The sequence below is a fragment of the Mumia flava genome, assembly GCF_002797495.1.
Taxonomy (GTDB): Bacteria; Actinomycetota; Actinomycetes; order Propionibacteriales; family Nocardioidaceae; genus Mumia; species Mumia flava.
In genome coordinates this window covers 2,466,456-2,484,683 of the sequence record NZ_PGEZ01000001.1, presented here as the reverse complement: position 1 = coordinate 2,484,683, position 18,228 = coordinate 2,466,456, and the positions used below count along the sequence as shown (strand labels likewise).

Genomic DNA, 18,228 nt, shown 5'->3' with positions numbered 1-18,228 from the left:
GATGCCGCAGCCGATCCCCGCCCTGCACGCGATCGTGCCCGCCGGCGGCGCCGGCACGCGCCTGTGGCCGCTGTCGCGGGCGGACCGCCCGAAGTTCCTCCTCGACCTCGACGGGAGCGGCCGCTCGCTGCTCCAGCAGACCTACGACCGGCTGGCCCCGCTCGTCGACGGTGACGGGCTCACGGTCGTGACCGGCCGGCGGCACGGTGATGCCGTCGCGGCGCAGCTGCCCGCGCTCGCACCCGAGCGGATCGTGCTCGAGCCGTCGGGCCGGGACTCCATGCCGGCGATCGCCCTCGGCGCTGCGATCGCGCTGCGGGCCGACGCCGAGGCCGTGGTCGCCTCGTTCGCGGCGGACCACCTGATCGCGGACGTCGACGCGTTCGGCGACGTCGTCCGGCAGGCGGCCGAGGTCGCCCGGGCCGGCCACGTCACGACGATCGGGCTCGAGCCGACCGAGCCGTCGACGGCGTTCGGTTACGTGGAGGCCGGCGACGCGCTGGACGTGCCCGGCGCCCCCGACGCCGTCGCCGCGCGGCGGTTCGTGGAGAAGCCGGACGCCGAGACGGCCCGGGAGTACGTCGCGGCGGGGCGGTTCCGGTGGAACGCCGGGATGTTCGTGGTGCGTGCCGACGTCCTGCTCGGCCACCTGCAACGCCTCCAGCCTGCGCTGCACGCCGGGGCGCTCGCGATCGCGGACGCGCGCGGCACCGCGGGCGAGGCTCAGGCGTGGGAGCGGTGGTGGCCGACGATGACGAAGATCGCGATCGACCACGCGATCGCCGAGCCGGTCGCCGCCGAGGGCGGGGTGGCGATGGTGCCGGCGTCGTTCGGCTGGACCGACGTCGGCGACGTCGCCGCGCTCGCCGAGGTGCTCGGACCCGACGCGACCCTGCGCACGCTCGGCGGCGCGGACGTCCTGGCGATCGACTCCACAGGCCTCGTGGTCGCCGACGGCGAGCGGACCGTGACGGTCCTCGGTGTCGACGACGTCGCCGTCGTCGACACCCCGGACGCGCTGCTCGTGACACGCCTCGAGCACGCGCAGCGGGTCAAGGACGTCGTCGCCCGCTGGCGGTCGGAAGGCCGCGACGACCTGCTCTGAACGACCCCGTGGGCGCGCCGGGAGCGATCAGCTGGGCTTGGTCGCGATCCCGTCGAGCCAGAGCGTGTCGGAGTCGTCGCGGTGCGTGCCCGAGGACCCGACGTGCTTGGAGTCGAGCTTCGGGCCGTTCTTGATCACGTGGTAGAGCGCCATGCTGTGGCCGCGCCCGAGGTCGTACTCGTCCTTCAGCCAGGTGACCACGTCACCGGCCTTCGTGGTCTCGTCGAACCCACGGGCGTGGGCCTCGTCGAGCAGCTCGCGCGGGGTCTTTCCGGTCTTGCGCTCGATCGTGTCGAGGTAGGCCTGGAACGACATCGGACTCTCCTTCTCGCACGGCCGCCGCGTGCGGCCTTCGTCAGTCTGACAGCCGCCAGGGTCGGAACTCATCGGTGGCAACGGCATCCATCTTCGAGTGACACCGGTTGTCACATTGTGATCCAGGCCACTACTCTGCCGTTACCGTCCGGTAACTTCAGGTCCTCCCCGACGGGCCTCGCCGGACGGCAACCGACTGGAGGGAACCGATGAACCGACCGAGCACGGGTGCGCGCCGGCGCACCCCGCTTCTCGCCGCCGCGGCGGCCGCTCTCGTCGCCGGACTCGGCCTGCAGGCCGCGCCCGCGACAGCGGACGAGCCCGTGGTGTCGAGAGGCGTCACCATCCCCACCTTCTACACACCGCCGTCGAGCCTGCCCGCGGCCGACGGGGCGGTCGTCCGCTCCGAGCCGCTGAAGCTCGGTCTGAGCCTCCCCGGCCTGGACGGCCCGCTCCCCGGGACCGCGACCCGGCTGATGTACAAGTCCACCGACGCGAACGACGAACCGGTCGCGGTCACCGGCGCGTACATCGAGCCGGCAGCGCGCTGGAGCGGCTGGGGGCCGCGCCCGCTCGTCGTCCTCGCCCCGGGGACGCTCGGCCAGGGCGATCAGTGCGCCGCGTCCCTGGCCCTGGAGAACCCGCTGACGCTGTCGCTCGGCAGCACCGAGAGCACCGTGTCGGTCGGCTACGAGAACCTCGCGATCTACCGGCTGCTCGCGAAGGGGGTCGCGGTCGCCGTGACCGACTACGTCGGCCTGGGCGCGACCGACCGGCTGCACACGTACGTCAGCCGGGTCGACGGCGGACACGCGGTGCTCGACGCGGCACGCGCCGCGCTCAACCTGGACGGCACCTCGGTGACCGACAAGTCCCGGATCGGCTTCTACGGCTACAGCCAGGGCGGCGGCGCCACGGCATCGGCCGCGGAGCTCCAGCCGTCCTACGCCCCGGAGCTCAACCTCGCCGGGGTGTACGCGGGCGCGCCGCCGGCCGACCTGCGCTCGACGATCGACGGGATCGACGGGAGCGCCCTGTTCGCCGCGCTCGGCTGGACCATCAACGGGATGGCGCAGACCGAGCCGTCGCTCGCGCCCCTGCTCGACGACTACGTCAACGCCCAGGGCAAGGCCGCGCTCGAGGACGTCTCGACCATGTGCGTCGGCGACGCGCTGCTGTCGTACGGCTTCAAGAAGTCGTCGTCGTGGACGAAGGACGGACGCTCGCTGGCCGAGATCGTCGACTCCGACGCGCAGATCCGGGCCGTCGTGGACGACCAGAAGATCGGTCGGCTCCGGCCCCAGGTTCCCGTGCGGGTCGCCACGGGGACCGCCGACGACTCGGTGCCGCACGCGCAGGCCCGCCAGCTCGCCGTCGACTGGTGCGCGAAGGGCGCGAACGTCACCTACGAGCCCGTCGTGCTGCCCAACCTCGGCGACAAGGTGGTGCTGACGAACCACTTCCTGCCGCTGATCGCCGACCAGGGCAGCGCGTTGTCCTGGCTGACCGACCGGCTCAAGGGCTGGCCGAGCCTCTCCAACTGCTGGCGCGTGCGGTTGATGCCGTGACCGGCGCGACCGCCTGACCCGACGGCGCCCGTGGCCGGGATCCCACCCCGGCCACGGGCGCCGTGGCGTTCGCCGGGTGGTCGTCGGGACGATCGTGGCGATCGGCCCGCCGCCCTGTTCTAGGCTGACCCCGTGAGCTCCCTCGACCTGCCCGCCGGCACGTACGTCACGCTCGCTCGGGCGGTCAACCTCGACAAGGGCGGCCGCACCGGCGCGCTGCTGATGCGGTCCCGGATGCTCGCCACGATCGCCGGGGCGACGTCCATCGTGGCGACGTACGACGACGGCCCCGACTACCCGCACCGCCGCGCCGGCCTGACCGAGCGGGGCCACCTCGACGGCGGGGTCCGGCTGGTCAACCTGTTCGAGGACTACCGCGGCCGCGACCGCTCCGCCGTCGGCAGCGGGCGGAGCGACCTGCCCCGCCTGTCGGGCTACGAGACGGTCACGACCGACCACCCCGACGGCTCCCTCTACGCGACGCACTACCGGGAGCCCGGCAGCGACGCCGACGTGGTCGTGGACTACCACCGGCCCGACGGGTCGGTCTTCCTGCGCTGGCCCGCGACCGAGGGGCAGCGCTACTGCCTGGTCGACCACGACGAGAAGGTGGTCAAGCGCTGGCGGCACCGCGCCGGGCTGCTGCGGCACTGGCTGGCCGAGCTCGTCCCGTCCGGCGACGTCTTCGTCGTCACCGACAGCCGCTACTCGATGCCGACCCTGCTGGGGATCGAGGACCCGCGCTTCCACGTGCTAGAGCTGTTCCACAACCCGCACACCAAGGCGCCGCACCGCTGGGACTCCGAGCTGCGCAACGGGTACGACGACATCCTCGACCGGGTCGCGGAGATGGACGGTCTCGTGCTGCTCACCGCGCGCCAGCGCGCCGACGTCGCGCGCCGCTTCGGCGACACCGAGAACCTCTTCAACGTCGCCAACCCGGTCGTCCTCCCCGAGCTGCCGGACCCGCTGCCCGAGCGCGAGACCGCGCGGTTCGTGATGGTGACGCGGCTCGAGCGGCAGAAGCGGGTCGCGTTCGCCCTGCGCGCGGTGGCGCGCGCCCGGCGCGACGAGCCCGGGATCCGACTCGACGTGTACGGGGACGGGTCGATGCGCCCGTTCCTCGAGAAGCGCGTGCGTGAGCTCGACCTGACCGAGACCGTCACGTTCCACGGCTACGACCCGGCGGCGCGCGATCGCGTGCAGACCGCCACCGCGTACCTCATGACGAGCAACTTCGAGGGCTACCCGCTGGCCACGCTCGAGGCGATGAGCCGGGGCTGCCCGGTGATCAGCTTCGACATCACCTACGGGCCGCGCGAGCAGATCACCGACGGCGTCGACGGGTTCCTGGTCGACGACGAGGACGTCGAGGCGGTCGCGGAGCGGATGGTCCGCCTGGTCCGCGACCCGAGCCTCGCGGCGAAGCTCAGCGACGGCGCCTACCAGAAGGCGGCCGCGCACGACCCCGAGTCGTTCGTACGGGAGTGGGCGCAGGTGTTCCGGACCGTCAAGGCGCAGAAGGCCCGACGGACCCGCCTGGGTGCGGCTCGGCTGCGGCGCGCCCGGCTCCGGCGCGAGGATGCCGGCACGTGGAGCTACCGGGCGCGACTGACGCTCGCCGGCTCCGGCCCGGCGCCGACGGCCGACGGCTCGTCGGTCACGCTCGACGTGTTCGGCCACGACGACGGCCAGGTCGTCTCGATCCCGCTCGTGGAGCCCGACGGACGACGGACCCTGCGCCTGCGCGGCCGGCTCGCCGTCGACGAGCTGGCCGCTCAGCTCGGCACGCAGCCCGTCACGGTCCGGGTGACGGCCGTCTGGCACAACTCCTCGTGGCGCTCGGTGATCGCGCACGGGCGCCTCACCGACGCCGGGCTCGAGCTGGTCGAAGGCGAACCACCGGACGGGCCCGAGGGCGCGGCGGCCGTCGGATCGTGATCCGTTGGCACGACGCCTGGCAGGACGCGCTGTACGGCACGGACGGCTTCTTCGTCCGTGAGCAGCCGGCCGACCACTTCCGTACCTCCGTGCACGCGTCGGTGCGCTTCGCCGAGGCCGTGCTCGTGCTCGCGCGCTCGTACGGCCTGTCCCACGTCGTCGACCTCGGCGCCGGCTCGGGTGAGCTGCTGGTCGCCCTCGACCTGATCGCCGGGGACGAGCTCACGCTGGACGGTGTCGATCTGCGGGGCCGTCCGGAGGACCTGCCGGACCGGATCGGCTGGGCCGGGGTCCTCCCCGACCGCGTCGAGGGGCTGCTGGTCGCGAACGAGCTGCTCGACGACGTCCCGTGCGAGGTCGTCGAGCGCGACACCGACGGCGCCGTACGAGTGGTGCTGGTGGATCCGGCGACCGGCGAGGAGACGCTCGGCGACCCCGTCGGACCCGACGCGCTCGCCTGGCTCGCGCGGTGGTGGCCGCTCGACCGGGCCGGTGAGCGCGCCGAGGTCGGATCGACCCGGGACGACCTGTGGCGCGACGCCGTACGGCGGGTGGAGCACGGCGTCGCGGTGACGATCGACTACGGGCACCTGCGCGACGACCGGCCGGCGTTCGGCGGCCTGCGGGCGTACCGCGCCGGCGCGGAGACGGACGTCCGGCCCGACGGGACGTGCGACGTGACGGCGCCCGTGGCCGTGGACGCGCTCGCGGACGCGGTCGACGGGCGGGTGCGGCGCCAGCGCGACGTCCTGCGCGACCTCGGGGTCGACGGCACGCGCCCGCCGCTGGAGTCCGCGCGGACGGACCCGGTCGGCTACCTGCACGCGCTCCAGCGGGCGTCGGAGGGCGCCGAGCTCACCGCTCCGGGCGGGCTCGGCGACTTCTGGTGGGTGCTCACCGAGCACCCCTGACCGCCCGCGCCCACGATTCGTCGAGTTGCGGTCGGATCTGGGGCCCCCGATCGCGCCGCAAGTCGACGAATCGGGGACGGAGGGGTCAGGAGCCGCGGACCTCCAGCTGCCCGTCGGCGTACTGGCGGCGCAGCACCTTCTTGTCGAACTTGCCCACCGAGGTCCGCGGCACCGCCTCGATGAACGCCCACGCGTCCGGCAGCTGCCACTTCGCGACCGTGTCGGACAAGAAGGCGCGCAGGGTGGCCGCGTCCACCTCGGCGCCCTCGCGCAGCACGACCGTGGCCAGCGGACGCTCCTGCCACCGCTCGTCGGGGATCCCCACCACGGCCGCCTCGAGCACGTCGGGGTGCGCCATCAGGGCGTTCTCCAGGTCGACCGAGGAGATCCACTCGCCACCGGACTTGATCACGTCCTTCGCGCGGTCGGTCAGCGTGATGAAGCCCAGCGGGTCGATCCGACCGACGTCACCGGTCCGCAGCCAGCCGTCGTGGAACTTCTCCGGGTCGGCGTCGCGGTAGTACGAGCCCGTGATCCACGGACCGCGAACCTCCAGCTCCCCGACGCTCTCGCCGTCGTGCGGCAGCGGGGCACCGTCGTCGCCGACGATCCGCGCCTCCACGCCGCCGAGCGCGCGGCCCTGCGTCGCCCGGTAGGGCCAGGCCTCCTCGTCGTCGAGCCCGGCCGGCGGCTTGCCCGACGTGGCGACCGGCGAGGTCTCCGTCATCCCCCACGCCTGCTGGATCCGTACGCCGTGGCGCTCCCACAGCGCCCGCTGCAACGACAGCGGGACCGCGGAGCCTCCGCACAGGACGATCTCGAGGCTCGACAGGTCGCACGGGTGCTCGTCGACGTAGGACAGCAGGTCGTTGAAGATCGTCGGCACGCCGCCGGCGTGCGTCGGGCGCGTCTGCTCGATCAGCCGGACCAGCGGCTCGGCCTGCAGCCACCGGTCCGGCATGACCAGCCTCGCGCCGACCAGCATCGCGGCGTACGGGAGGCCCCAGGCGTTCGCGTGGAACATCGGCACCACCGGCAGCACCCGGCTCGCCGGTCCGAGGCCGGCGTTGTCCCCCATCGCGACCGCCATCGAGTGCAGGTACGCGGAGCGGTGGCTGTAGACGACGCCCTTCGGGTTGCCCGTGGTGCCGCTGGTGTAGCACATGGCGGCCGCGTCCCGCTCGTCGACGGCGGGCCAGTCGAAGGTCTCGTCAGCGTCCTCGAGCACGTCCTCGTACCGCAGGACCGTCACGCCGGACGCCTCCAGCGGCGCGAGGTCGGTCTGTGCGGTCTCCGGCCCGGCGACCAGCACGTGCGTCACGGTCTCGAACGTCGGCAGGATCGCCGCGAACGGCACGACCAGCGACGCGTCCACGATCACGACCCTGTCCTCGGCATGGTTCACGACGTACGTGACCTGCTCGGGGAACAGCCGGATGTTGATCGTGTGCAGCACCGCGCCCATCGACGGCACCGCGAGGTAGGCCTCGAGGTGCTCCTGGTTGTTCCACATGAACGTGCCGACCCGCTCGTCACCGGTCACGCCCAGAGACCGCAGCGCGTTCGCCAGCCGGGTCGCGCGCCGTCCCACCTCGGCGTACGAGGCGGTGCGGGTGCCGTCGACGGTCGCGGTGACGACCTCGGAGTCGGCATGGACCGTCGTGCCGTACTCCCTGACGCGACCCAGGCTGAGCGGGACGTCCTGCATGGTGCTGCGCACGATGACCTCCAGGAGTGGTGACCGGGATCACAAGTCTGGCAGAGCAGGGTGCGGCCGGCGTGGCGCGCGCGGGTGATCGTCCGAGCCGTGGACACCACCATCGCCGCTAGGCTGCATCCATGTCCGCCAGCGAGCCCGGGTCCCCCACGCACGTCACCGTAGGGATCGGTGCGGGCGCCGCCGGATTCACGCACGAGCGCGGCGGGGGCGTCGACCTCGCGACGACGGACATGGTCCTCAACGTCGGGCCGCAGCACCCGGCCACGCACGGTGTGCTCCGGCTCAAGCTCACCCTCGACGGCGAGCGCATCATCGCCTGCGAGCCGGTGGTGGGCTACATGCACCGCGGCGTGGAGAAGCTCTTCGAGGTGCGCGACTACCGCCAGATCGTCGTGCTCGCGAACCGGCACGACTGGCTGTCGGCGTTCTCCTCCGAGCTCGGGGTCGTGCTGGCCGTCGAGCGGATGCTCGGCCTCGAGGTGCCGGACCGCGCGACCTGGCTGCGGACCCTGCTGGCCGAGCTGAACCGCGTCCTCAACCACCTGATGTTCCTCGGCTCGTACCCCCTCGAGCTCGGCGCGATCACGCCGATGTTCTACGCGTTCCGCGAGCGGGAGACGATCCAGGAGGTGATGGAGGAGGTCTCCGGCGGCCGGATGCACTACATGTTCAACCGCGTCGGCGGGCTGAAGGAGGACATCCCCGCGGGCTGGACGGGACGCACCGCGTCGGCGGTCGCGGCCGTACGGTCCCGGCTGGGCCAGATCGAGGACATGCTCCTCGGCAACGAGATCTTCGCGGCGCGGACGAGAGGCGTCGGTGTGCTGTCGCCGGCGCTCGTCCACGCGTACGGGGTGTCGGGGCCGATCGCCCGGGCGTCCGGCGTCGACCTCGACCTGCGGCGCGACGAGCCGTACCTCGCGTACGGCGAGCTCGCCGACACCCTGCGGGTGGTGACGCGCACCGAGGGCGACAGCTACGCGCGGTTCGCGTGCCTCGCCGAGCAGGTGCGGGTCTCGCTCGACCTCGCCGACGCATGCCTCGCGCGGCTGGCCGAGCTGCCACCGGGACCGGTCAACGTCAGGCTCCCGAAGATCCTGAAGGCGCCGGAGGGCTCCACCTACGTGTGGACCGAGAACCCGCTCGGCCTGAACGGCTACTACCTCGTCTCGCGCGGCGAGAAGACTCCGTGGCGGCTCAAGCTCCGATCCGCCTCCTTCAACAACATCGCCGCGCTGCCGGAGGTGGTCCGCGGCTGCGTGGTGGCCGATCTCGTCGCGGTCCTCGGGTCGATGTTCTTCGTGGTCGGCGACATCGACAAGTAGCGACGCGACCCGCGGCGCAGGTGCCACGGGTCGCGTCGTCGTCGCGCGCTTCGCCGCTCGGAGCCGGGGTGGGCGGGGGCGCCCACCCCGGCTCGCGATCAGCCCTGGCTCGCGACAGCGGTGAGCAGCACCTCCCCCGTGCCGTCGACGAGCTCCAGGCGGACGGTCTCCCCGGCGCTCGCCTCGGCGGACAGGTCCGCGGACTCCTCGGCGCTCGCCACGAAGGAGCGCTCGGCGAGCACGTCGCCGCTCGCATCGTCGACGAGGCGCACGGTCAGCTCCTCGCCGATCCGGGTCGAGAACACGTCCCCGCGGACGGTGACGTCGTCGCCGCTGCCGCTGAAGGCGACCTGGGCGGCCCCGTCGCCGTTGGCGTTGGTGACGTTCGCGAGATCCATCGTCGGCTGGTAGGTCTCGGTCCACGCGATCGTGTCGCCCGCGGCGATCGTCGCCGGCTGGAAGAACTTGTTCGACCGACCGGCCCACAGCTCGATGTACGGGCGTGCCGAGTGACCGTTGTCGTAGATGTTGGTGTCGAACGAGTTCTCGTAGCCCCACTCCCAGAACTTCATGCCCGGGGTCTTGTCGTTCTCGCCGATCCGGACGACGCCCTCGCCGTTCTCCTGGTTGATGACGCCCCACCAGTTGCCCTGCGGGTTGTCGGCCAGGCCCTGGCCGTAGACGATCCCGTCGCGGTCCCAGTTCACCATCTTCTTGAGCTGGTCGAGGACCTTGTAGTTGTCGCCCGGGGTCGCCGGGTTCGCCGGCTCCTCGACGTCGTCGATCCACGGGTACCAGGACTCACGCTGGATCACGCTGACCGGAGACACGATCTCCATCGTCGGCGACCCCTCGTGCGACGAGGCACCGGGAGCGAGAGTCGTGCAGGTCCAGTACTCGAACTGCTTGGCGACGTCGTTCGGGTTGTGGATCGAGACCGACATGTCGACCGCGGGGCTCGTCTTGTCCACCGTGTAGGTCACGCTGGTCTCCAGGCCGGTCGCGCCGTAGCGGTACTTGCTCGGCCGGTCGGCGTAGTTCAGGTCGTCCGTGCGCGTCATCGTGATCGCGATCGCGTCGTCGCTCTCCTCGATGTCGTAGTCCCACGGGAGGAACCAGTACTTGCCGTGCTCGGCCTCCGTGATCGTCGGGAAGACTCCACCCCAGACCATCAGCCAGTTGTGGTAGAAGGGGCTGTTCCCGGGTCGGCCGACGGGCGTGCTGGTGAAGCCGTACGGCGTCCCGACCGGGTTGGTGTACAGCAGGTCGTTCCCGGTCGGCTTGTAGATCAAGGAGAGCATCCGTCCGCCGTAGCCGGGGACGAACGTCGCCTCGACGTACTTGTTCTCGACCACGATCGCATCCGCGGTGTCCTCGACCAGACGGTTCTCGACGTTCTCCGGCCGTACGGAGAAGTCACCGCCCTCGGGGTCGGTGAACTCGAACGCGTTCCGCTGGAACGACACGCTCGCGTCGTCGTCCACAGCGAGGAAGTCCTCCGCCGAGGCGTCGTACGACGACGAGGGCTTCGCGGCCCGCGGCACGCGGAAGGACGCGCGCAGCCGGGTGTTCGAGACACCCGCGAGATCGGTGAGCGTCCCGGGCTCGATCGTCACCGAGCCGCGCGAGCGAGGCTGCAGCGCCTCACCACCCTCGACCTTGACGACGATCGTGCGCAGGTCCGGAACGTAGGCCGCCACCTGCTCGAGGTTCTGGTCGAGGTCGTGGCGCCCACCCCCGACCACGTCTCCGTCCAGCGAGACTCCGTCGAGGAGCACGTCCCGGTCCAGGGTGCTGCCGCCCGTGCCGAGCGCGGTCTCTGCCAGCTCCTCGACGCCGTCGTCATGGGTGAAGGTCGAGATCTTGCGGTCGAACGTGATCGCGATCGACTCACCGTCGCCGGCCACGTCGACCGAGGTGACCCGTGGGCTCCGACGCTCGTGCCCACGACCTCGGACCGTCGTCGACAGCACGTCGTCGTCGCCGAGCGTCCCGGCCGACGTCCGCAGACCGTGCGCGTCGCCCTCGATGGTGATCGAGGCGTGCCGCGGGAGGTCGTCGGCGAAGACCAGCTCCCAGGCCCGCGAGTCCGTGCCGTCGAGACGCTGCACGTACGTGGGGCTCGCGGTGGATCCGTCCCCTTCGACCGTGATCCCGTCACCGTCGTAGCGGCCGGCCGGCATGCCGTCCAGGACCGGGTCGTCGAAGGTCAGGCGGACCGACCGACGGTCGGTCGCGCGAGCGGCAGCGATCTGCGCCGGGTCGGCGTCGGCCGAGGTGCCGCGCAGCCGTTCGGTCGCCGACTGCTCCCCGCGGAACTCCTCGCCGTCGGCTCCCTTGATCAGGAGGTCGTCGGACAGCGACAGGCCGTCGCCGTCGAGCCAGACCCGGTAGGTCGCGTCCCGGAGCGTCGCGCCCGACCCGAGCACGACCCGCAGCGACGCACGGTCGCCGTCGACGGTGTAGACACGGGTCCCGGCGACGCCGCTCAGCGCCGCCCCGTCGAGCGCGGCGTCGTCGCCGGCTGCGGATCCCCCGTCGACGTGGAGGTACTCGGTCAGGTACTCGGCGTTGCCGTCGACGAACTCGCGGATCTGAGCGCTCAGCGGATCGCTGAAGGTCAGGACGAACGACTTGTCGTCGAGGGCCCGCGCACGGCGAACCGACAGTGTTCCGTGGGCGCCGTGCCGGTGGCCCTCGGCGTGGACCGCGGCGCCGCGCTGGGTCGCTGGGGGCCCGGCGACCGCCGGGGCGCTCAACGCTCCCGCGCCGATCGCCGCAACGGCGACGCCTGTGATCCCGGTGAGGGCTAGTCTTCTCCTACGCATCATTGCTCCTGTCCTCGGTTTCCTGACCTCGGTCGGTGGTGGTGGTGCTGTCTTCTCGGGCGGCCCGCGCTGCCGCCAGGAAGCGGCTGGCGCGGGTGCGGATCTGCGCGGAGTCACCCGCCGCGACGGCGACCGAGGGGCACAGCTCGCCCCCGGCGCCGACGGCGACGGCGCCCGCGTGGACCCATCGGTGGAGGCTCACCGGTGTGACACCACCGGTGGGCATGAACTGCAGCTCCGGGAAGGGACCTCGGAGGGCCTTCAAGTACGAAGGGCCTCCGAGGGATCCCGGGAACAGCTTGATGACGGGGATCGTGCTGTACTCCGCCACCTTCATCACTTCCGTCGGAGTGAGGGCCCCGACGGCGCACAGCCGGCCCGTGTCGGCCATCCGGCCGGCGACCTCCGGGTCGAAGCCGGGGCTGACCAGGAACTCCGCTCCTGCTGCGGCGGCGTCCTTGACCTGTGCCGTCGACCGCAACGTCCCGGCGCCGACCCGCACGTCGGGGTGCTCCTCACGCAGCCGGGCGATCAGCTCGGTCGCGCCCGGGGTGGTGTACGCGATCTCGACCGCACCGACACCGGCCGAAGCCAGCGCCGCGACCGCGAGTCGGGTCCGCTCGACGTCCGGTCCGCGCAGGACCGCCACCACGAAGCGCGCAGTGATCGCGTCGAGGACGGAGGCGGCGTCGAACACGCTCGTCACACCCGGGCCCGCGGTGCTCAGAACGTCCCCTTGTCGATGTACTCCTGGGCGTTGTCCGCGGTGATCTGGGGCGACGGCACGACGGTGTCCTTCTCGACGTCCTCGCCGTCGAGGATCTCCACGGCCCGGTCGAGCCCCAGCCGACCGATCTCGTCTGCGCTGTTCAGGCCGGTCACCTTGTAGTTGGTGCCGTCCGCGATCTGCTGGAGCGCCTCGAGCTGACCGTCGACGCCGGCGAGGATGATCTGGTCCGTGAGACCTGCGTCGGCGATCGCGCGCTGGGCGCCCAGGCACATCGCGTCGTTCTCGCAGAACACCGCGGCGACGTCGGGATCGGTGGTGAGCAGGCTCTCCATCACCTTGAGCCCTCCGTCGGACGCCCAGCCACCGAAGTCGGGAGCCTCGACCAGCGTGAACGCGGAGTCCCCTTCGAGAACCGACTTCACGCCGTTGGTCCGGGCGAGCCCGATGCTGTTGTCGGCCGGCCCGCCCTTGATGATGGCGACCTTCCCCCCGTCGGGCAGCTGCTCGGCCAGGAACTCACCGTCCTGCACGCCGATCTGCTCGTTGTCGGGGCCGATCCAGCTCGTGTACTCGCCGGTCTGGAACTTGCGGTCGACCAGGACCGCAGGGATGTCGGCGTTCGCGAGCGAGTTGAGGACGGCCGGCGCCGACTCGAGCGGGCCGCCGGAGATGATCACCGCATCCACGTCGCGGCTGATCAGGTCCTCGACGTTGGACGCGAGCTTTGCGGCATCACCGTTGGCGTCGGTGCTCACCACGTCGACGTCCGCCTCTTCGGCCTGCGCGGCGATCGCCTTGTCCATGCCGTTGAAGTACGGGCCGGCGAGGGTGAAGTTCGCGACACCGACGGTGTAGCCCTCGTCGGCGTCGGCGCTGCCGTCGTCCGAGCCGCACCCGGCGAGACCGACAGCGAGAACGCCGGCCCCCACGGTTGCCGCGAGTGTGGTCATGATCCTCATGGGTTTCTCTCCTTCATGGTGGTGGCGCTCTGCCACGTCTTCTTGGGTCAGGCTCGGCGTCGCTGCGCGTGGTACTGCGCGAGGATGACGGCGATGATGATCAGGCCCTTCAGGACCTGCTGCCAGTAGCTCTGGACGCCGTAGAGGTTGAGCAGGTTGTTGATCAGAGCGAGGACGAGCACCCCGCCGAAGGTCGCCCGGGCGGTGCCGCGTCCGCCGGCGAGACTCGCCCCGCCGATCACGCACGCGGCGATCGCGTCGAGCTCGAAGGCGACGCCCACGCTGGGCTGCGCGATCCCCACCCTGCTGGAGAGGATCACGCCCGCCAGCCCGGCGCACGCGCCGCTGATCACGTACGCGAGAGCGACGTGCTTGCGGACGCTGATCCCCGCGAGGCGGACGGTCTCCTTGTTCCCGCCGATCGCGTAGAGGGCCCTCCCGGCCGGCGTACGGCTGAGGAACACTCCTCCGATCAGGAAGACCGCGATCATGATCAGGGTGCTGAGGGGAACGGGGCCGACCATCTGCGAGCCGAGGGTGAAGAAGCCGGGATCCTCCGGTGCGATCGGGACGTCGGAGTAGACGAAGGCCAGTCCTCGGATCGTGGTGAGCGCGGCGAGCGTCACCACGAAGGGGGCCAGGTCGAATCCGGCCACGAGGATGCCGTTGATGAGCCCGAAGCCGACCCCGGCCGCGACCGCGACGGCCAAGGCCACCGGGATCGGGAGGTCGGCTACCAGGCCTGCGCTCACGATGCCGGAGAAGGCCACCACGGAGCCGACGGACAGGTCGATCCCCCCGGTCAGGATCACCGTGAGCATCCCGTAGGCGAGCAGACCGGTCGTGACCATCTGCTTCAGAAGGTTCTGGATGTTGCGCTCGGTCAGGAAGTTGTCGGTCGTGATCGCCGCGAGCGCGACGAGGGCCACGAGGAGCACGGTGAACGCGACCGCGCCGGTGATGTCGCGTCCGCCGACCACGAGTCGGGGCATCGAGGTGCGCCGGGTCGCCGGCCGGTCGGCTGTCGGGCTGGGGAGGGTCATGCTGCTTCTCCGATCGCGTGGGCGAGGACCGAGTCCTCGGTGGCGGTGTCCGCGCTCAGCTCTGCGGTCAGACGTCCGTCGGCCATCACCAGGACGCGGTCGGAGGCGCCGATCACCTCGCTGAGGTCGGACGAGATGAGCAGGATGGTCCGGCCGTCGCGGGCGAGATCGTCGACGGCCCGGTACAGGTCGATCCGGGTCGCCATGTCGACCCCCCGGGTCGGCTCGTCGAGGATGAGGACCCGTGGACCGACCAGAAGCCACTTGGCGAGGATCGCCTTCTGCTGGTTCCCGCCGCTCAAGCGTCCGATCGGCATCGCGGCGCACGACGGCGGCCGGATGTCGAACTGCTCGATCATCGCGTCGGTGTCCTCGCGCTGTGCTCCACGGTCGATCAGCGGCCCCCGCATCCGCGCGCGGAGCGTTGCGAGCGCGATGTTGTCGCGGACGGTCATCCCGGGCACGAGGCCCGTACGCTTGCGGTCCTCGGTGACGAGGGCGAGCCCGTTGCGGATCGCCGTGCGTGGCCGCCGCAGGTCCAGCTCCCGTCCTTCGACGAGCACCCGCCCCGAGGTCGGCCGGGAAGCACCGAAGAGGCAGTGGGCGAGCTCGCTGCGACCGGCACCCACGAGCCCGAAGAGACCGACCACCTCGCCGGCGCGCAGGTCGAACCCGATGTCGGCGAACTCACCGCTCCTGGAGAGCCGCTCGACGGACAGCAGCACCTCACCCGGACCGGTACGGCGTTCGGGATAGACCCGGCCGAGCTGCCGCCCGGCCATGAGCGAGATCAGGGTCGGCTCGTCCGTCTCCGCCGGCGTCGTGGTCGCCACGACGACCCCGTCTCGGATGACCACGATCGAGTCGGCCAGCGCGGCGACCTCAGCCAGCCGATGAGACACGTAGAGCACGAGCACCCCCTCGGCCGTCAGCTGCTCGATCAGCCGGAACAGCGACGTCAGGTCCGCGCCGGCGAGCACCGCGGACGGCTCGTCCAGCACGAGCACCTTCGGCTCGGTGGTGAGCGCCTTCGCGATCTCGACCATCTGCTGGCGGGCGACGCTCAGGTCCTCCGCACGGGCCCGCGCATCGACCGATGCGAACCCGATCCGGTCGAGCAGCCCCTGCGCCCGGCCGTGCGCGGCCTTCCAGTCGATCAGGCCCGCCCTCCGAGGGAGCTCGCCCATCAGGAGGTTCTCGGTGACGGTGAGCTCGGGAACGAGGGTCAGCTCCTGGTAGACGGTGCGGATCCCGGCGCGATGGGCATCGTGGGGGGAGCGCAGGTCGAGCCGCTCGCCGTCGAGCACGAGCTCGCCCGCCGACATCGGCTCGGCGCCCGCGAGGATCTTGATGAGCGTGGACTTCCCGGCCCCGTTCGCCCCGACGACGGCCAGGACCTCGCCGCCCTTGGCCCCGAGATCGATCCCGTGGAGCACCTCGTTCGAGCCGTACGACTTGTGGACCCCCCGGATCTCCAGGTTCACGCGAAGGCCTCCATCACCACGAGCGTCTTCTGTCGCGTGAGCTCGAGAACGGTGTCGTGATATCCCTCGCGTGCCCCGCCGGTGTCCTTCGTCCCGCCGAAGGGCAGGTTCTCCGACCGGAGTGCCGTCGACCCGTTGATCACGACGCCGCCGACGTCGAGGCGGTGCGCGAGCTGGAAGGCGCGCTGCACGTCGCGGGTCCAGATCGCCGCCTGGAGCCCGTACGGCGAGTCGTTCACCATGTCCACCGCCTCGAACGGGTCGGAGAAGCGCGCGACGGGCGCCACCGGGCCGAAGATCTCCTCGGCGAGAGCCGGGCTGGTGGTCGGCACGTCGACCAGGACGGCCGGGCGCAGGTAGGCGCCGTCACGCTCTCCTCCCAGCACGAGCCGGGCCCCGTCCTCCACGAGCCGCGCGATGGCCGACTCGACTGCCTCGGCCGCGTCGGTCGAGATCAAGGGTCCGACGTCGGTCTTCGACTCGATCGGATCGCCCACCACGAGTCCGGCCGCCTGGGACGTGAGTGCGTCGACGAAGGCGTCGTGGACGGCGTCGGCGACGTAGACCCGCTTGACCGCGCAGCAGATCTGCCCGTTACCCCGTGCCAGCCGTCCGAGGACGACGGCCTCGGCTGCTGCGTCGACGTCGGCGTCCTCGCACACGATCATCGCGTCGTTCCCGCCGAGCTCGAGCAGCACCTTCTTGAAGGTGTCAGCGGCGCGCCGGGCGATCTCGCGCCCGGCGGCCGTGCTCCCCGTGAGGCTGACTGCTGCGACGTCCGGGTGCTCGGCGAGCCGCTGCGAGACAGCGACACCTCCGGTTGCCAGCTGGTGGGCCTCCTCCGGCACACCGGCCTCCAGCAGGATCTCCGCGATCCGGACGAGCGTCAGCGGGCAGCGCCGCGGAGGCTGGACCACGACCGCGTTGCCGGCTGCGATCGCGGCCGCCGCCTTGTGGGCGTACAGCTCGACGGGATAGTTGAACGGGACGAGCGCCGCTACGACGCCGAGCGGCTCGCGAACCGTGACCGCCAGGTGGCGTTCGAGTCCCGGGACGGCGTCGAGCGGGATCTGCCGTCCGAACAGCCGCGTCGCCTCGCCCGCGCAGCCCCGGAAGATCCGAACCGCCGCGTCGACCTCGGCCTCGGTCTGCGCGCACGGCTTGCCGTTCTCCGCGGCCAGGAGCCGCGCGAGCTGGTCGCGCTCGCCGGCGATCCGGTCGGCAGCGTCGTTCAGCAGGCGTGCGCGCTCGTGAGCGGGCATCGCCGCGACGATCCGCTGGCCCGTGCGCGCCCGCGCCACGATCCCGTCCACCTGCTCGACGGAGAGGTCGGGAACGGTGCCGAGCACCTCGTCCGTCGCCGGGTTGACGACCTCGAGTGCTGTCAGGGATGTCTGGGTGTGCATGTGTCCTTCTTCCAGGGGGAGGGAGGGTCAGAGGGTCGTCCGGCGGGGTCCGCCGGTGTACCCGATCCGATCGGTGATCCGGGCGGCGATCGCCATCGCCTTCGGCGCCAGGCGATGGCAGTCCTCGACGCTGAACCGGCCGGCCGGGGCCGAGACGCTGAAGGCGCCGACCGGGTCACCGGCGGCGTTGACGACGGCGAGCCCGATGCAGCGCACGCCGTCCTCGTTCTCCTCGTCGTCGAGGGCGAAGCCCTGGGCCCGGACGCGGTCGAGCTCGGCCAGCAGGTCGGCGCCGACCCGCGTGCGCTCGGTGGGGCGATCGAGATCGCCGGCGAGCAGAGCGTCGCGTTGCTCGGGCGGCATCAGCGCCATCAGCGCCTTGCCCATGGACGTGCAGTGCATCGGCACCTGGCTCCCGATCCGGGACACGAGCCGGACGGACTTCGCGCTCTCGACCTTGTCGACGTAGACGAGACGGTTGCCGATCGGGACGCCGAGGTGGGCCGTCTCGCCACTGACCTCGGCCAGCTCCACGAGGAACGGGTGCGCGACCGTGCGCAGGAGGTCGTCCTCCAGGTAGCGGCCGGCCAGCGTGACGAGCCCCACCCCGAGGCGGAAGCATCCGTTGGCGTTGCGCTCGATCATTCCCAGCTCCAGCAGCGAGGCCGTGTAGCGGTGAACCGTGCTGACGGCCACGCCGGCCCGCGCAGCGAGTGGCTGCAGACCGACACCGTCGGCGCCGGCATCCGCGATCAGCTGCATCAGCTCGAACGCCTTCGCGACGCTCGACGACTTCCGCCCGTTCTCGGTCATTCGAATAACTCGAATCTTCTTCGACAAATACGAACCGGCGACACTGTGGCCGAGGTCACAGTGAGATGTCAAGCGGGTCG

Annotated in this window: 14 protein-coding genes; 5 read left to right on the top strand and 9 right to left on the bottom strand. The window is 71.6% G+C overall.

Translation table 11 applies throughout. The features are described 5' to 3' along the window. Position 1 precedes the first annotated feature (1 nt). Entirely contained in the window at positions 2-1,105 is a 1,104-nt protein-coding gene (locus tag CLV56_RS11725; RefSeq protein ID WP_039339897.1) for a mannose-1-phosphate guanylyltransferase, read from the top strand. 27 nt (positions 1,106-1,132) lie between these two features. Here CLV56_RS11725 and CLV56_RS11720 read toward each other — a convergent pair whose 3' ends face one another. Beyond that, positions 1,133-1,420, bottom strand: a complete 288-nt coding sequence (locus CLV56_RS11720) for a DUF4287 domain-containing protein (protein WP_039339899.1) — start codon at positions 1,418-1,420, stop codon at positions 1,133-1,135. 209 nt (positions 1,421-1,629) lie between these two features. Between CLV56_RS11720 and CLV56_RS11715 the strand changes: the two genes are divergently transcribed. The 3 genes from CLV56_RS11715 to CLV56_RS11705 all read left to right on the top strand — a co-directional run bounded on the left by CLV56_RS11715 (position 1,630) and on the right by CLV56_RS11705 (position 5,840). Next, entirely contained in the window at positions 1,630-2,988 is a 1,359-nt protein-coding gene (locus CLV56_RS11715; protein ID WP_039339901.1) for a lipase family protein, read from the top strand. Between the two features lie 132 nt (positions 2,989-3,120). Continuing rightward, the gene (locus CLV56_RS11710) at positions 3,121-4,929 is read left to right on the top strand and encodes a glycosyltransferase (RefSeq protein WP_039339903.1); all 1,809 of its coding nucleotides are present in this window, start codon (positions 3,121-3,123) and stop codon (positions 4,927-4,929) included. Continuing rightward, positions 4,926-5,840 (top strand): SAM-dependent methyltransferase, encoded by a 915-nt coding sequence (locus CLV56_RS11705; protein ID WP_245857780.1) that lies wholly within the window; start codon positions 4,926-4,928, stop codon positions 5,838-5,840. Before CLV56_RS11710 ends, CLV56_RS11705 begins: the two co-directional genes overlap by 4 nt. A gap of 85 nt (positions 5,841-5,925) precedes the next feature. Here the strand turns inward: CLV56_RS11705 and CLV56_RS11700 are convergent, their stop codons facing one another. Next, a complete protein-coding gene (locus CLV56_RS11700; RefSeq protein WP_039339905.1) occupies positions 5,926-7,560 on the bottom strand; it encodes a long-chain fatty acid--CoA ligase in 1,635 nt (544 codons plus the stop codon). A gap of 119 nt (positions 7,561-7,679) precedes the next feature. Between CLV56_RS11700 and CLV56_RS11695 the strand changes: the two genes are divergently transcribed. Beyond that, positions 7,680-8,885 carry an NADH-quinone oxidoreductase subunit D gene (locus tag CLV56_RS11695; protein ID WP_039339906.1) on the top strand — a complete coding sequence of 402 codons (1,206 nt, stop codon included), beginning with the start codon at positions 7,680-7,682 and terminating at the stop codon, positions 8,883-8,885. Positions 8,886-8,983: 98 nt separating this feature from the next. On the opposite strand, the gene CLV56_RS11690 is transcribed toward CLV56_RS11695, so the two are convergent. From CLV56_RS11690 to CLV56_RS11660, 7 genes are all read right to left on the bottom strand, one after another. Next, positions 8,984-11,644 (bottom strand): DUF5107 domain-containing protein, encoded by a 2,661-nt coding sequence (locus CLV56_RS11690; protein WP_100414860.1) that lies wholly within the window; start codon positions 11,642-11,644, stop codon positions 8,984-8,986. Positions 11,645-11,705: 61 nt separating this feature from the next. Beyond that, complete coding sequence (locus tag CLV56_RS11685) at positions 11,706-12,419, bottom strand: bifunctional 4-hydroxy-2-oxoglutarate aldolase/2-dehydro-3-deoxy-phosphogluconate aldolase (RefSeq protein WP_100414859.1); 714 nt, start codon at positions 12,417-12,419, stop codon at positions 11,706-11,708. A 17-nt stretch (positions 12,420-12,436) separates the two neighbouring features. Continuing rightward, positions 12,437-13,402 carry a sugar ABC transporter substrate-binding protein gene (locus tag CLV56_RS11680; RefSeq protein WP_039339907.1) on the bottom strand — a complete coding sequence of 322 codons (966 nt, stop codon included), beginning with the start codon at positions 13,400-13,402 and terminating at the stop codon, positions 12,437-12,439. A gap of 47 nt (positions 13,403-13,449) precedes the next feature. After that, positions 13,450-14,445 carry an ABC transporter permease gene (locus CLV56_RS11675; RefSeq protein WP_100414858.1) on the bottom strand — a complete coding sequence of 332 codons (996 nt, stop codon included), beginning with the start codon at positions 14,443-14,445 and terminating at the stop codon, positions 13,450-13,452. After that, positions 14,442-15,929, bottom strand: a complete 1,488-nt coding sequence (locus CLV56_RS11670; RefSeq protein ID WP_039339911.1) for a sugar ABC transporter ATP-binding protein — start codon at positions 15,927-15,929, stop codon at positions 14,442-14,444. Before CLV56_RS11670 ends, CLV56_RS11675 begins: the two co-directional genes overlap by 4 nt. After that, positions 15,926-17,335 carry an aldehyde dehydrogenase family protein gene (locus tag CLV56_RS11665; protein WP_039339913.1) on the bottom strand — a complete coding sequence of 470 codons (1,410 nt, stop codon included), beginning with the start codon at positions 17,333-17,335 and terminating at the stop codon, positions 15,926-15,928. The genes CLV56_RS11670 and CLV56_RS11665 overlap by 4 nt, the downstream gene beginning before the upstream one ends. A gap of 27 nt (positions 17,336-17,362) precedes the next feature. Next, positions 17,363-18,148: an IclR family transcriptional regulator gene (locus CLV56_RS11660; RefSeq protein ID WP_039339915.1), complete on the bottom strand. Its 786-nt coding sequence runs from the start codon at positions 18,146-18,148 to the stop codon at positions 17,363-17,365. Positions 18,149-18,228 lie beyond the last annotated feature (80 nt).